We start from the raw sequence: 13,378 nt of genomic DNA on the forward strand, positions 1-13,378 counted from the left end.
ACTTGGTGACAGCAGATCTTGTCGGAGCGGGGCCACGCGCTTCACGGCTTGGTGCCCAGGCTTTCAAACGTCGAAAGTGAGGATCCACATGCTTCGGGTTGCCTTTACAGCGCTTGCGCTCCTTGCCGGGACGGTCAGCGTATCGGCACAGGACCTATTACCTGAAGACCTCCAGCGCCGCGCCATCGAACGCCGGGCGACGGACGCCGTTATCTGGGGCATGCCGGCGGTCAACGCCGACCTGATGCTGCAGGAGATGCTTTCGAAGACGAAGGCCAAGGCCAACGAGATCATCTACTGGTCGCGCCCGGTGAACTGGAAGAACCAGACGCTGACCCCCAATCCGGATTCGATCTATTTCATGTCCTTCTGGAATGTGACGGACGGACCCATCATCATCGAGATCCCGCCGGCCGAAGGCGGATCGATCGCCGGCAACATCGTCAACGCCTGGCAGATGCCGCTGGAGGACGCCGGGCCGGAAGGGGCGGACAAGGGCAAGGGCGGCAAGTACCTGATCCTGCCGCCGGACTATATGGGCGAGGTGCCGGAAGGCTTCATCCCGCTCCGCTCGGACACCTTCACCGGCTTTGCGCTGCTGCGCTCCAATCTCAAGAGCCATGCCGACGCCGATATCGAAAAGTCGGTCGCCTATGGCAAGACGGTCAAGATCTACCGGATGTCGGAGGCTTCCAAGCCGCCGGCGACGACCTTTACCGACGCCTATGACGTGCTGTTCGACAGCACCATCCGCTTTGACGCAAGCTTCTTTGAAAACCTCGACCGCGTCGTGCAGACCGAGCCATGGCTCAACCGTGACCGGATCATGATCGATCATTTGAAGTCGCTCGGGATCGAGAAGGGCAAACCCTACAAGCCAAGCGCCGAGACGAAGGGGCTGCTCGACGCCGCGGCGGCCGAAGCCAAGGCCGAGCTTTCCGCGCGCTATGACGCCGGCTTCCCTGTGATCAACGAGGGCATTCGCTGGTTTCCGGCCGGCCTGCCGGACATGGTCGCCGCCGCATCGGACGCCTATACGGACCAGAACAGCTATCCGGTCGATGCCCGCGGCGTGACCTACACGCTCGGCTTCACCGGCATCAAACACATCGGCACGGCGCAATTCTATCTGATGACCAACAGGGACAAGGACGGCAACGCTTTCGATGGCGCCGCCAGCTACAAGCTCGTGGTGCCGAAGGATGCTCCGGTCAAGCAATATTGGTCGGTGACGGCCTATGATCGCGAGACACATGCGCTGATCCGCAACATGGCGAAGGCCAGCGTCGCCTCGATCGGAAAGGGCGTAGAGAAGAACGCCGATGGCTCGGTGGATGTCTATTTCGGCGCCAATGCGCCTGACGGCAAGGAGGCGAACTGGGTGCCGGTCGATCCCGCCCGCAAGTTCGAACTGCTCTTCCGGCTCTACGGTCCGGAAAAGCCGCTGTTCGAGAAGACGTGGAAGCTGCCGGACGTCGAGAAGATGCCATGAAGGTGGCAGTGACGACAATGCCGATATCCAATGAACGCAATGGAGGCCATCGTGGCGCATTCTAAAGCCAAGACCATGTTCATCCTCGCCGCCTTGGCATCCGTCAGCCTGATCCAGGGCGCGCCTGCATGGGCGAACGGGACATCCGGCTACACCTTCGAGCAGGGGTTCCCGACGGCCGAGACAAGCGCCAGGGCCTATGACGACGCGGACCTGCAGGCTCTCGATCCCGCAGCCGGTGCCGGGCAAGCTCTTCTGGTCCGTTACCGCCTATGACGCCCAGACGCGCTCGGAGGTGCAGACCGACCAGGACAAGGCGGCGCTGCGCTCGCTGTTCGAGCTGAAGGACGTGAAGGGGACCGAACCGGTCGATCTCTATTTCGGTCCTCAGGCGCCCAAGGACGCCGAGAACCGCTGGATCAAGACCGTGCCCGGTCGCGGCTGGTTTGCCTATATCCGAATCTATGGACCGGATGGCCCTGCCTTCGACGGCAGCTGGAAGCCGGCGGATTTCGAGGAGGTGAAGTAACGTCGAGAACAGAAGCCCGCTTCCTCCTGCGAGGCGGGCTCCCTATCTGTCGGAGCCACCGCGGGCGCTGGCCGATCCGGTGCCGCCGGGCCTTTCGTTGCCGCAACTTCTGCCCACATTTTTCCACGATCTGCAATCATGGATATCCTTGTTCCCCGTCATGTCGCGGGGGCGTTCAAGGGAGATTTCCGTGATTTCAATTCGTGCTGCGGTTCTCGTCGCCGCCCCGGTTTTCGTCATGCTGATGGCGCCTGAAGCGTCCGCCTGCACTTGCGGGCACAGAGAGCTTGGAAAGCCGGAAAAAACCGCTGCCGAAAAGTTCCAGCAGGCGGATCTGGTCATCAAGGGCCGAATGAGGACGGTGACCTACGGCGTCGAATTTGCAAATCCCGACGAGCCGGATCAGCCGTTTCGCATGACGCGTGGCGAGATCGATATCAAGGCGGTGCTGAAAGGCACGTTCGAGGGAAAGACCATTGCGGTCTATACCGGAGCCGGCAACGGCGATTGTGGCCGGCTGTCGGAGTTCATCGGACAGGCGGTTTACTACAACCACGAGAAATTCGGCGAGTTCGAGATTGGCCTCACCAAGGGGGAAGTCGACGGCCAGACGATCTACTCGACGTCGATCTGCGACTACGCCAAGGGGCCGGAGGAGGGCGAAGAGCAGCCGTAAGCCTCCCCCTTGGTTTCATATGATCGCGAGAATTGCGGCATATTTACTCGCAAATCGGGTAGTATCTGCGAAAATCTGCATGTTGCGGGAGCGGCGATCATGTGCGGACGCGTCTATCTGAAGACCAATCTCGAGGGGCTGTTGCGCGCCTTCGGTTTCGCGGCACGCGGCAGCGTCGAAGCGATCGCCAACCAGTTTCCGCGCTATAACGGTGCGCCGACGCTGATCTATCCGATCATCATCCGCGACGTGATCCGCGATCCCGATCTCTTCGGCCCGGTCTTCGTTTCGGCGCGCTGGGGGCTGATCCCGAGCTGGACGAAGGACCCGAAGGCGGGGCGGCCGCTCGTCAATGTGCGCTCCGACACGATCGCCAGCAAGTTCCGATCGAGCTATCAGCGCCGGCGCTGCCTGGTGCCGATCGACGGCTTCTTCGAGTGGAAGGACATTCACGGCACCGGCAAGGACAAGCAGCCCTATGCGATCGCCATGAAGACGGGCGAGCCCTTCTGCCTTGCCGGCATCTGGGAGAGCTGGCGCAACCCCGATACCGACGAGGACATCCGCACCTTCGCAATCGTCACCACCGATGCCAACGCCATGATGGCCGACATCCACGACCGGATGCCGGTGATCCTCAACCCCGACGATTATGAGCGCTGGCTTTCGCCCGAGCCGGAAGCGCCCGATCTGATGAAGCCGTTTCCGCCTGAGCTGATGACCATGTGGAAGATCGGGAGCAAGGTCGGCTCGCCGAAGAACGATACGCCTGATATTTTGGATCCGGTGGATTAGGCGAACGACCCGTTAGCCGCGTTGCTCGTTGCAAGCAAGACAAATACAACCAAAAACTGCGCGCGCGATTCGCAAGCCGGGCGCGAGCATTTCGTCCGCTTTCACAATCGCTGAGTTATGATGATCGACATATTGAGCGCAGCCTGGGGAGAACTCTATTGGAACACCGCTGATTGGCTGCCATGGCTGGCAATACAAATGCTAGTTCCTGCTTTTCTAGCGGTCATTGGCCGATGGTGGTTCGGCATCCGTTGGCCGTATGTATTCCTAACTGCTTATGCTCTTTCGCTGGCGTTGAACGTATCGCGCCTCCCGGCAAGCCCGATCTCTCAAGCCCAAGTCGCCGAATGGAATGAGGGGCTTCCCCGCGAGTATGACGGAGTAACAATGCGGTCGGTCACGTTCGCTCATAGAATCCTGACTTTCCATGCCTCTTCTCAGTACCCCATCGACGCTGATGTCGTGAAGGAGAGCGGACTGGTGGGGGAGCAATGCGGAACATTCGGAGCGTTTCTGGCCACGCGCCAGATAAAGCAAATACTGTACGTCTTGTCGTGGCCTGAAGGTAACTACAGCCATGCAATCGAAGCGCGAGATTGCCAAAGTTAGCAACTACCTGTCGCGAACCACACTCGGCGCGTCTTTATCGAAAGCAGGAGCAAGGGAAGTCGATCGGATGCATTACGCGATGTGCTCCCGACACGATGAACAATCCGCTTCCGGATGTGACCTACTATGTGCTGTGTGTGATCGAGCAGCCCAAATCTGCGGCGGCGGTTGCCATCGAAGTGGCCTTCGGTCAACGCGATCAGGTGGAGTTTGGGACCTGTCGCGCTGAAGATGACGGCAATCGCTACGGTGAGACCCTGGCCTTGGCGCGTTGCGGCGGCAAGGCATCTGCGAACATCGGTTCGAACGTCAGCAACCGATAGCCACAAATTTTGAAGGAAGGCCAGCTCTTGATCTATCTTCTGCGCCACGGCGAAACCGTCTGGAACACGCTCGGCCGCTTCCAGGGGCAACAGGATTCGCCGCTGACGACGCGTGGCGTCGAGCAGGCGGATTTCGTCGCCAATCTCCTTCGTGCGGAAATCGAAGGCGAGACTCAAACTTTCGAAATGCATGTGAGCCCGCTCGGCCGGACCCGCGAAACTGCCGAAAGGGTACAGCGGGTGCTGCCGCTTGCGAGCCGCGAGGACGCGCGGTTGATGGAGGTTTCCGTCGGATGCTGGGATGGCATGACGATGTTCGAGATCGACATGGAGTATCCGGGCAAACTCGATGGCTCCGATATCTTCGACTGGTATTTCCGCACGCCGGACGGAGAAAGTTTCGATGCCGCCTGCGCCCGGGCGAAAAGCTGGCTTGCCGATATCCGGCGGCCGACGGTTGCGATTTCCCACGGGCTGTTCGGCCGGCTGCTGCGCGGCGTCTATGCCGGCCTCTCCAGGCGGGAAATGCTGGAGCTGCCGGTGCCGCAGGATGGGTTCTATCGGCTTTGCGGCGGGGCGTTCAGCCTCGTCACCGGCGCGTCGATCAGCCGGAAACTGGCACCCGCATCCGAGTGAAGGGGCCGGCGCGGTATCTTCGCGCCGGTTCCCGGGTATTCCTTCGGCTCCGGCGTGAGCGCCGCGCCCTGCTGTCGCAGGGCGCATGAATCTCGGCCGTGCCCGGGAATACGCGGCGTTACGGTTACGTACTTCCTCCGCGCGATTTCCGGCTGCATTGTGGATTCCATGGCCAAAGCCATGTTCGCTTCGCAGGCGAGGTGCGCGCATGTCGACTGCAATTGCCATTCTCGGCGGCGTCGGGCTGTTCCTGCTCGGCATGACCGTCATGACCGACGGCCTGAAGGCGCTGGCGGGATCGGCGCTGCGCACCGTGCTCGGCAAGGCGGCGGCGACGCCGCTTTCGGGCGCGCTCTGGGGCGCGGTGGTAACGCTGCTGGTGCAATCGTCGAGCGCGGTGACGATGACGACGATCGGGCTTGTCAGCGCCGGCCTGCTGACCTTTCCGCAGGGGCTCGGCCTCGTCTTCGGCGCCAATGTCGGCACGACCGGAACGGGCTGGCTGGTGGCGCTGATCGGGGTTCGGGTTTCGCTGTCGAGCTATGCGCTACCGTTGATCTTCCTCGGTGCGCCGATGAGGCTGCTCGGCGGCGGGAGGATTGCGGCGGCCGGCGGCGCGCTCGCCGGTTTCGCGCTGGTGCTCTATGGATTGACGACGCTGCAGCAGGGCATGGGCGGCCTTGCCGAAAGCCTCAACCCCTCCGATTTGCCCGCCGTGCTCGGGATGCCCGATGTCGGCTGGGCGGCAGGCTCGGTCGGCCTGCTGACGCTGATCGTCGTCGGCCTTGCGATGACCGCGGTCATGCAATCCTCGACGGCTGCCATCGCCGTCACCATTTCGGCCTTCTATGCCGGTGCCGTGGGGCTGGAGCAGGGGGCCGCGCTGATCATCGGCCAGAACATCGGCACCGCGACGAGCTCGGCGTTGGCTGCCATTGGTGCCAGCACGACGGCCAAGCGCCTGGCGCTTGCCTATGTGCTCTTCAAGCTGATTGCGGCACTGATCGCGATCGCCGCCTTCCCGTTTACCGTAGCGCTGATGAAAACATTCTCGGCTTCCGTCGACGGCATGACGCTGCTTGCCGCCTATCACACGGCCTATAACGTCGTGGGCGTTGCCGTGCTGCTGCCGGCAACGCGATGGTTCACGCGGGCGGTCGAGTGGCTGCTGCCTTCCCGGCAGACGGCGCTCGAGCGCGCGCTCGATCCGAGCACGTTGGCAAATCCCGTGGTTGCGGTCGAGACCGCCCGGCGGGTCGTCGCCGCCGTTCTGAAGACGGTGGCCGGCGACGTCTCCGCGGCGGTTTCCGGGGGCGAGCGCTTGAAGCCCGAGAGCGCGCAGGCTGCCGCCGTAGCGCTCGAAAAGATCAGGGACTTTCTCTCGGAGCTGACGGAGCCGCCGGAGACGGAGGCCGAGCGTCACCGCCTGACGAGCACGCTACACGCACTCGACCACGCTTCCCGCCTGGTGGAAACCCTGGCAGATCATGGGGCTGCGGCCGAGCCGAACGGCACGTCGGCGGACCGGAACGTGGCTGAACTTTGCTTCAATGCCATGCGCGCGGCGGAGGTGATCGGCGGCTCGATCACCGCGGAATCGGCGCTGAGCGACCGGGCAGCCCCGATCGCCTGGACCGTTTCGCCCGATATCGCAGCCGCACTCGCCGAGGCGCAGCGTGCGGCGACGGCGCTCGACGCGTTGCAGCGGGAACACCGCGCCATGACACTCGCATCCGTCACCCCGGGAAATCTCACCGCCGCCGATGCCTTTACCGAGATCGATGCCGTGCGCCGGCTCGACCGGATGGCGCACCACGCCTGGCGCTCGGCAGCGCATCTGTTCGGGCGCGGTGAGGGCGGAGATCCGGTGGCATAAAAGGGCTCGACCTTGACCTGTTTCCGGTCTCCGGCCTGCGCCTGCCTCACAGATCCCGCGCAAACGTCTGGCCGGTAAGGTCCTTGCCGAAGCTGTGGTGCTGTTCTTCCTCGACCAGCGCGAAACCGGCCTTCTCGTAGATGTGGCGGGCGGCGTCGAGGCCGGCATTGGTCCAGAGTATCATGCGTGTATAGCCCAGAAGCCGGGCGTGGCGCATACATTCCTCGACCAGGCGGCGGCCGATGCCGAGGCCGCGGGCGCTCGGCTCGACATAGAGCAGCCGGAGCTTTGCCGTTGTTTCGTCATGCCGGACGAGAAACACCGAGCCGACGACCTTGCCGTCCTTTTCGGCGATCCAGCACCGGTCCGATGCCGGGTCGTGTTCGCGCATGTATTTAACGACGATCTCGGCGACCAGCGCCTCGAACTCGGTGGTCCAGCCGTATTCCTCGGCATAGAGCGCACCCTGGCGGTGGATCACCCAGCCCATGTCGCCCGGCTGCGGATCGCGCAGGATAAAGCCCGGCGTCCGCCCGTCGGCAAGCAGGCTCCCGATCTCGCCCATGGCGCCCACCAGTTGCCGCTGTTCCGGCACGGAGAGCTTTTCCAGCATGGCGATCACTTCGCGCTGCGACGCATCCTCCAGCGGCTGCAAGGTTTCGCGCCCCGCTTCCGTCAGTTCGAGCTGGGCAACCCGGCCATCGGCCGGCGAGCGGGTCTTGGCGACCAGCCCTTTCTTCTCGAAGCCGGCGATGACCCGGCTGAGATAGCCGGCGTCAAGCCCGAGTTCACGGCAGAGATCGGTCGCCGTCAGCGCCGGCCGGTGCGCCAGTTCATAGAGAATTCGAACCTCCGTCAGCGAGAAGGCGCTGGCAAGCAGGTGCTCGTGAAGCAGGCCGATCTGGCGAGTATAGAAGCGGTTGAAGCGCCGCACCGTCAGGGCGCGGTCGTCGATTTGCTGCGGAGACATGGTGATGCCTTTATGAATTTGCTTAAGTCATATAAATAGTTGCTTTAGGCAAATATTGTCAAGCGGTGGCAGTCACCAGGCCGAGATTAACGGTGCCCCGGCACCGTCGCATGTGGCGCTGCCCCGACGGATTTCGCTTTCGTTTGAGGGCGCTCGGTACGCGTCACTGTTTTAGTCGCATCCCCCGATTGAGCCGCCGTCCTAAGCTGCAATCTTTTGACGCGCAACAGGCCGCCGCCTTCGGGCTTTGCCTTCCGTCTGTTGATTTGGGTAGGAGATCGTTTCGTGCTGCGATAGTATTGCACCGGGAACCTCCTTGGTCCGGAAGTCCGGAACGGGCCGCTTTTCAACGTTTTTGGCAAGCCCATGGAGCAAAGACTCGCCGCAGTGCTGGCGGCCGATATGGCCGGCTACTCCAGGCTGATGGAGGCCGACGAAGCGGGCACACTTGCGCGGCTTCGAACCCACCGCATCGAGCTCATCGATCCCGCGATCGCCAAGAACAAGGGCCGGCTGATCAAGACCACGGGCGACGGCCTGCTGGTGGAATTCCAGAGCGTGACCGACGCGGTCAAATGCGCCGTCGAGATCCAGCAGCGCATGAAGCGGCGGAACTCCGACGTGCCGGAGGACCGGCGGATCGAGTTCCGCATCGGCATCAATCTCGGCGACATCATCTTCGAGGACGACGACATCTTCGGTGACGGCGTCAACATCGCCGCGCGCGCTGAGCAGCTGGCAGAAGTCGGCGGCATCTGCGTGACCGCGGCGGTGGCAACGCAGGTTGCCGACCGGCTGGAACTGGCGATCGACGACCTCGGCGAGAAGATGCTGAAGAACATCAGCCGTCCGGTGCATCTCTACCGCGTCGGGCTCGAAAGTGCGGCGCTGCCGGCGACGGCCGACGAAACGGAGGCGCGCAAGGGCGTCTGCAAGCCGACCATCGTCGTGCTGCCCTTCGACAACATGAGCGGCGATCCGGACCAGGAGTTTTTCGCCGACGGGCTGACCGAAGACATCATCACCGAGCTTTCGCGGAGGCACGAGCTCTTCGTCATCTCGCGCAATTCCTCCTTCGTCTACAAGAACCAGTCGGTAAACGCGCGCGAGGTGGCGGCGAACCTCGGGGCGCAATATCTGGTGGAAGGCAGTGTGCGCAAGATCGGCGAGCGGGTGCGCGTCACCGTGCAGCTGATCGATGCGGTCAATGACGCCCATATCTGGGCCGACAAGTACGACCGGCAGCTCGACGACATCTTTGCCATTCAGGACGAGGTGACGGCGGCGATCGCCGCAACCGTGCCCGGTCGGCTGGAGGCCGCCCAGCGCGACCAGCTCGCCCGCACCAAACCGGCCAACATGGCGGCCTATGAATGTGCGCTCGCCGCCAAGGTGCTGCACCACCGCAGCAGCCCCGCCGACAACAAGCAGGCGCAATCGCTGATCGACCGCGCCATTACGCTCGACCCCGGCTATGCGCATGCCCATGCCTGGCGCGCCTGCATCCTCGGTCAGGCCTGGGTCTATGGCTGGTGCGACGACCGGGAGGCAACCTGGCTGGAGGTCAATGCCGAGCTCGAACGGGCCCTGGCGCTCGATGACAACGACGCGGATGTGCACCGCATCCTTGCGGCCGTCAACGTCAACAACAATGCACTGACGACGGCACGCTATCATCAGGAGCGGGCGCTCTTCCTCAACCCCAATTACGATCTGGTGGTGGTGCAGCAGGGCGAGCTCTTCACCTGGCTCGGCCGGCCGGAGGAGGGGGTGGAATGGATCCGCAAGGCCATGCGCCTCAACCCGCATCACCCGGAACGCTTCTGGAGCCACCTCGGCAAGGCCTATTTCGCCGCTCGCCAATACGGCGACGCCATCGAGGCTTTCATGCACCTTTCGAGCATGGACGAAACCCAGCACGCCTTTATCGCCGCCTGCTACGGCTGGCTCGGCGACGCGATCGCTGCGGGCGCGCACATGGAGAAGGTGCGGGCGCTGGCGCCGGAGTTCGAGATAAAGACGTTTCTGGGCACGCTGCATTATGCGCAGGAAAGCGATGCGCAGCATCTGCGCGAGGGGCTCATCAGGGCAGGGGCGTGAGAGCCGGTCCGCGTCCTAACGGCCCGATCGGTGAAGCCTGGCTTCTGCGGTCAGGAGGCCCCGAGTTTCCGCCCGGGGACAAAGGCATGAGCGAGGCCTTCTGCACCTTCGGGAGAGGTGGTCATGGAAGCAGTTCGCGCAGAACGACGGCTGGTGGCAATTCTTGCCGTGGACATCGTTGGTTACTCGCGACTGATGGAAGCCGACGAGACCCGCACGCTCGCAGCCATCAAGGCGTGGCGTTGCGAAATCTTCGATCCCCTCAGGCAAGACTATCACGGACGCATCGTCAAACTCATGGGCGACGGTGCGATTGTTGAGTTCGGCTCCGTTGTCGACGCCGTCGCCTGTGCCGTCGCGTCACAGAATGAGGTCGCCGCGCGCCAAACGGAGGCTCGGCCGGAGCATCGGCTTCTGCTGCGCATGGGCATCAATCTCGGCGATGTCGTCGTCGACGGGGATGATCTGCTCGGCGATGGCGTCAACGTCGCGGCCCGCCTCGAGCAGATGTGCGAGCCAGGAGGATTGTTCATATCCGGCACTGCCTTCGACCACCTGCAGGGCAAGTTCGAATTGCCGCTGGAATTCATCGGCGAGCACCACGTGAAGAACATCCAGAGGCCCGTTCGCGTCTATCGGGTGCGGTTTGAGGGAGGGACCCGGCCTCGGCGCTTCAACCTGAAGAGCCTTTACGGCTGGAAAGTTGCGGCCGCCTTGGTCCTCCTGGTGCTCATAGCCGCTTCGGGTACATGGCTGACGCAGAGGCGCGAAAGCGCCGACGCTGCCTCGGTTGCGGGGACGGCCCTGGCGCTGCCGCAGACGCCCTCGATCGCGGTGCTGCCCTTCGAAAATCTCAGCTCCGATGCAGGGCAGAGCTATTTCGCCGACGGTATGACCGACGACCTCATCACCGAACTCTCGAAACTGTCGGGAATCTTCGTGATCGCGCGCAACTCCACCTTTGCCTACAAGGGCAAGCCCACCAAGGCGCAGCAGGTGGCCGAGGAACTGGGGGTCCACTACATCCTCGAGGGCAGCGTGCGTCGCGAGGGAAGCCATGTCCGGGTCAATGCCCAGTTGATCGACGCGATCGACGGGCACCACCTCTGGGCCGAGCGCTACGATGGCGAAATGAGCGGCGTGTTCGGCCTGCAGGACAAGGTGATCGGACAGATCGTCTCGACGCTTTCCGTGAAGCTGACGAGTGCCGAGAAAAGCGTGGCAGCGGCGCCGGAAACGACCAACCCGCAGGCCTACGATACCCTGTTGCGCGGCTGGGAGCACCTGCGCCGGGACAGCGAAGCTGAAACGGTCGCAGCTTCCGCCTTCTTCCAGAAGGCGATCATTCTCGATCCGGACTATAGCCGCGCCTACGCGTCGCTGGCGGCGGCAAACTGGCGGGCGAGCATTCTGTCCTGGGATTTTTCCCGCAGGGAGGCCGCGTCCAGGAACCTTGCCAGGAACCTGGCGAAGGCGATGGAGCGGCCGACGCCGCTTGCCTATGCCGTCTCGGCGCAGGTGCTTGCGCAGCAGGGGCGTTATGACGAAGCCTTCGCGGCAATCGACCGGGCGATGAAGCTGGCGCCGAACGATCCCGACAACCATGTCGGCATGGCGCGGATCCTCAACGCGACGGGACGCGCGCCGGAGGCCGAACAGGAGGCGCGCCTGGCGATGCGGTTCGATCCCCATCCGGCGCGAGCAACGCTGCGCATGCTCGCGGTCTCGCTGTTTTCTCAAGGCAAATACGACGAAGCCGCCGACGCCTTCGAGCGGGTGATCGGAAAAAGGTCCGACCTTTTGGGGGACTATGCAACGCTGATATCGGCCTACGGACAGCTCGGCCGCACGGGCGACATTCAGGGGCTGATCGACCAGTACAATAAACTTGCGGCGTCCTCGCTGGGAGATCCGCTCACCGTCCAGGAAAGCGCTTATGACTGGTATGGCAGCGCGTTCAGCTACCACAGGCCCTACATCGCGCTGCTGCAGGAGGGGCTCCGCAAGGCCGGATTGCCTGAAGGCGCCGGCACGGACCTTGCCTTCGACGACTATGCCAAGCTCATGACGATGGCGAAGGGTGAACTGAGCGTCGAGCGAACGATCAAGGTCGACGTGGCGGAAGTAAAGGCACTGCTTGCGCGCGGCGTGACCTTCATCGATGTGCGGGCGCCGCTCACCTATGACAATGGCCATCTCCCCAAGGCCGTCAACCTGTCGCTCCTGACCGGATTGTCGAAGGAAAGCCTCGCCAAGGTGGCGGGGAAGGCGGACGAGGTCGCCTTCTATTGTCAGGGCCGAAACTGTACCCATGCCGCCTATGCGTCGGCCAAGGCGATCGCCTGGGGCTACACGCACGTCTATTATTTTGCCGGCGGATTTCTGGAGTGGGACGACGAGAGTTACCCGCTTGTGATCGAGGTTCGGAAGCAGCAAGCGACCGATCCTTAAGCCACCTCGACCGCCGACATGCCCAATCAGCCGACGACCGTACCGGCTCAAGCTCGTGGTCGTGCCCGCCGATGATGCCGGTCGAAACGAGGGCTTCGAAAAACTCCTTGCGCGCCGGCGTCGCGCCGAGGTGCCCGGCAGTTCGGCCATCTCGACGAATGTGGTGGGGGCGCCTCAGGTCTGGTGGTTGTTGCTACCGAATGTTTCGCCTGGCCGGCGGGCCCGGGTACGACCCCCCGTCCATCCGTGGCGGATCGCCTCAAGCGCAGCAAGCGCCGGGCGAAGCTTTGGGCGCGCAACATGCCGTCGGGCGGCTGGTTTCTGCAAGCCAGCGATCTCGCGGCTTGCAGCTGGCAGGCCTCGGCACCAGGTGAACGTGAATGCTGCCATCCTTCACGACAGGAGCATCGGCGCAGTAGAGCTGCATCGGACGCACGCCGTCGCTGACCTCGAAGGTAAGGCGGGCCGTGGCATTAAGGCGAACGTGCTCGGAAACCTTGCGGACGATGGCCGAGAACTTTCCGGCGGAAAGGTGCGTTCGACGGGCTTCCTCAACATCCCATAGCTGCACGAAGATCTCGGACCAGGCCTCCGGATTGGCGCCGCAATCGAGGGCCGAGAACTGGCCAGCCTTAACCTCTGTCACATGGTAGCCGGATTTCACCTGACGCCCATCGTAGTGAAATACGAGCGGCAAATCCCCGGCGATCCGGAGCGCGCTGAGCAAGTCGGAGAGGTTGAGGTCGTGGTCGCTGATTTTGGGCTTGTCGAGAACATTCATCTGGGTTAATCCTCATTTCAACGATTCAAGGATTATTGAAATATGGATGAGCGTCAAGCCCTCGCTGCCTTCGGAGCGCTTTCGCAGGAGACTCGCCTACAGATCGTCCGTCTGCTGGTCATCGCCGGCGCGGACGGTAT

At 63.0% G+C, this 13,378-nt stretch carries 13 protein-coding genes and 1 pseudogene; 12 read left to right on the forward strand and 2 right to left on the reverse strand.

The features are described from left to right. The first annotated feature begins 88 nt into the window (after positions 1 to 88). From I8N66_RS05225 to I8N66_RS05265, 9 genes are all read left to right on the forward strand, one after another. The gene (locus tag I8N66_RS05225; protein WP_291150498.1) at positions 89 to 1,492 is read left to right on the forward strand and encodes a DUF1254 domain-containing protein; all 1,404 of its coding nucleotides are present in this window, start codon (positions 89 to 91) and stop codon (positions 1,490 to 1,492) included. A 51-nt stretch (positions 1,493 to 1,543) separates the two neighbouring features. Further along, positions 1,544 to 1,768 carry a hypothetical protein gene (locus I8N66_RS05230; RefSeq protein WP_291150501.1) on the forward strand — a complete coding sequence of 75 codons (225 nt, stop codon included), beginning with the start codon at positions 1,544 to 1,546 and terminating at the stop codon, positions 1,766 to 1,768. Continuing rightward, a complete protein-coding gene (locus I8N66_RS05235; RefSeq protein ID WP_291150503.1) occupies positions 1,692 to 2,021 on the forward strand; it encodes a DUF1214 domain-containing protein in 330 nt (109 codons plus the stop codon). Before I8N66_RS05230 ends, I8N66_RS05235 begins: the two co-directional genes overlap by 77 nt. A 190-nt stretch (positions 2,022 to 2,211) precedes the next feature. Then, positions 2,212 to 2,697: a hypothetical protein gene (locus I8N66_RS05240; protein ID WP_291150506.1), complete on the forward strand. Its 486-nt coding sequence runs from the start codon at positions 2,212 to 2,214 to the stop codon at positions 2,695 to 2,697. Positions 2,698 to 2,796: 99 nt separating this feature from the next. After that, the gene (locus tag I8N66_RS05245; protein ID WP_291150508.1) at positions 2,797 to 3,492 is read left to right on the forward strand and encodes an SOS response-associated peptidase; all 696 of its coding nucleotides are present in this window, start codon (positions 2,797 to 2,799) and stop codon (positions 3,490 to 3,492) included. Between the two features lie 120 nt (positions 3,493 to 3,612). Next, positions 3,613 to 4,101: a hypothetical protein gene (locus I8N66_RS05250; protein ID WP_291150511.1), complete on the forward strand. Its 489-nt coding sequence runs from the start codon at positions 3,613 to 3,615 to the stop codon at positions 4,099 to 4,101. A 95-nt stretch (positions 4,102 to 4,196) separates the two neighbouring features. Next, positions 4,197 to 4,424, forward strand: coding sequence for a hypothetical protein (locus I8N66_RS05255; RefSeq protein WP_113538983.1), 228 nt, complete (start codon positions 4,197 to 4,199; stop codon positions 4,422 to 4,424). A gap of 27 nt (positions 4,425 to 4,451) precedes the next feature. Continuing rightward, positions 4,452 to 5,060: a histidine phosphatase family protein gene (locus I8N66_RS05260; protein ID WP_291150515.1), complete on the forward strand. Its 609-nt coding sequence runs from the start codon at positions 4,452 to 4,454 to the stop codon at positions 5,058 to 5,060. A gap of 208 nt (positions 5,061 to 5,268) precedes the next feature. Further along, positions 5,269 to 6,936 carry a Na/Pi symporter gene (locus I8N66_RS05265; RefSeq protein WP_291150518.1) on the forward strand — a complete coding sequence of 556 codons (1,668 nt, stop codon included), beginning with the start codon at positions 5,269 to 5,271 and terminating at the stop codon, positions 6,934 to 6,936. Positions 6,937 to 6,982: 46 nt separating this feature from the next. Here the strand turns inward: I8N66_RS05265 and I8N66_RS05270 are convergent, their stop codons facing one another. Beyond that, complete coding sequence (locus I8N66_RS05270) at positions 6,983 to 7,906, reverse strand: bifunctional helix-turn-helix transcriptional regulator/GNAT family N-acetyltransferase (RefSeq protein ID WP_291150521.1); 924 nt, start codon at positions 7,904 to 7,906, stop codon at positions 6,983 to 6,985. A 366-nt stretch (positions 7,907 to 8,272) separates the two neighbouring features. On the opposite strand from I8N66_RS05270, the gene I8N66_RS05275 reads away from it, so the two are divergent. Together I8N66_RS05275 and I8N66_RS05280 are read left to right on the forward strand one after the other, a co-directional pair. Beyond that, complete coding sequence (locus I8N66_RS05275; RefSeq protein WP_113538986.1) at positions 8,273 to 10,006, forward strand: adenylate/guanylate cyclase domain-containing protein; 1,734 nt, start codon at positions 8,273 to 8,275, stop codon at positions 10,004 to 10,006. A gap of 123 nt (positions 10,007 to 10,129) precedes the next feature. Further along, complete coding sequence (locus I8N66_RS05280) at positions 10,130 to 12,457, forward strand: rhodanese-like domain-containing protein (RefSeq protein WP_291150527.1); 2,328 nt, start codon at positions 10,130 to 10,132, stop codon at positions 12,455 to 12,457. A 259-nt stretch (positions 12,458 to 12,716) separates the two neighbouring features. On the opposite strand, the gene I8N66_RS05285 is transcribed toward I8N66_RS05280, so the two are convergent. Continuing rightward, positions 12,717 to 13,238 carry a DUF6428 family protein gene (locus I8N66_RS05285; RefSeq protein WP_291150530.1) on the reverse strand — a complete coding sequence of 174 codons (522 nt, stop codon included), beginning with the start codon at positions 13,236 to 13,238 and terminating at the stop codon, positions 12,717 to 12,719. Positions 13,239 to 13,280: 42 nt separating this feature from the next. On the opposite strand from I8N66_RS05285, the pseudogene I8N66_RS05290 reads away from it, so the two are divergent. Then, positions 13,281 to 13,378, forward strand: a pseudogene (locus I8N66_RS05290) (transcriptional regulator); the annotation flags it as partial.

Origin of the sequence: Ensifer sp. SSB1, assembly GCF_016652895.1 — a bacterium.
Taxonomy (GTDB): domain Bacteria; phylum Pseudomonadota; class Alphaproteobacteria; order Rhizobiales; family Rhizobiaceae; genus Ensifer.

Excerpts from the sequence above, each read along its gene's own strand:
- I8N66_RS05225 (WP_291150498.1), top strand. The coding sequence starts at position 89 with ATGCTTCGGGTTGCCTTTACAGCGCTTGCGCTCCTTGCCGGGACGGTC.
- I8N66_RS05235 (WP_291150503.1), top strand. The coding sequence starts at position 1,692 with ATGACGACGCGGACCTGCAGGCTCTCGATCCCGCAGCCGGTGCCGGGC.
- I8N66_RS05245 (WP_291150508.1), top strand. The coding sequence starts at position 2,797 with ATGTGCGGACGCGTCTATCTGAAGACCAATCTCGAGGGGCTGTTGCGC.
- I8N66_RS05250 (WP_291150511.1), top strand. The coding sequence starts at position 3,613 with ATGATCGACATATTGAGCGCAGCCTGGGGAGAACTCTATTGGAACACC.
- I8N66_RS05255 (WP_113538983.1), top strand. The coding sequence starts at position 4,197 with ATGAACAATCCGCTTCCGGATGTGACCTACTATGTGCTGTGTGTGATC.
- I8N66_RS05265 (WP_291150518.1), top strand. The coding sequence starts at position 5,269 with ATGTCGACTGCAATTGCCATTCTCGGCGGCGTCGGGCTGTTCCTGCTC.
- I8N66_RS05270 (WP_291150521.1), bottom strand. The coding sequence starts at position 7,906 with ATGTCTCCGCAGCAAATCGACGACCGCGCCCTGACGGTGCGGCGCTTC.
- I8N66_RS05275 (WP_113538986.1), top strand. The coding sequence starts at position 8,273 with ATGGAGCAAAGACTCGCCGCAGTGCTGGCGGCCGATATGGCCGGCTAC.
- I8N66_RS05280 (WP_291150527.1), top strand. The coding sequence starts at position 10,130 with ATGGAAGCAGTTCGCGCAGAACGACGGCTGGTGGCAATTCTTGCCGTG.
- I8N66_RS05285 (WP_291150530.1), bottom strand. The coding sequence starts at position 13,238 with ATGAATGTTCTCGACAAGCCCAAAATCAGCGACCACGACCTCAACCTC.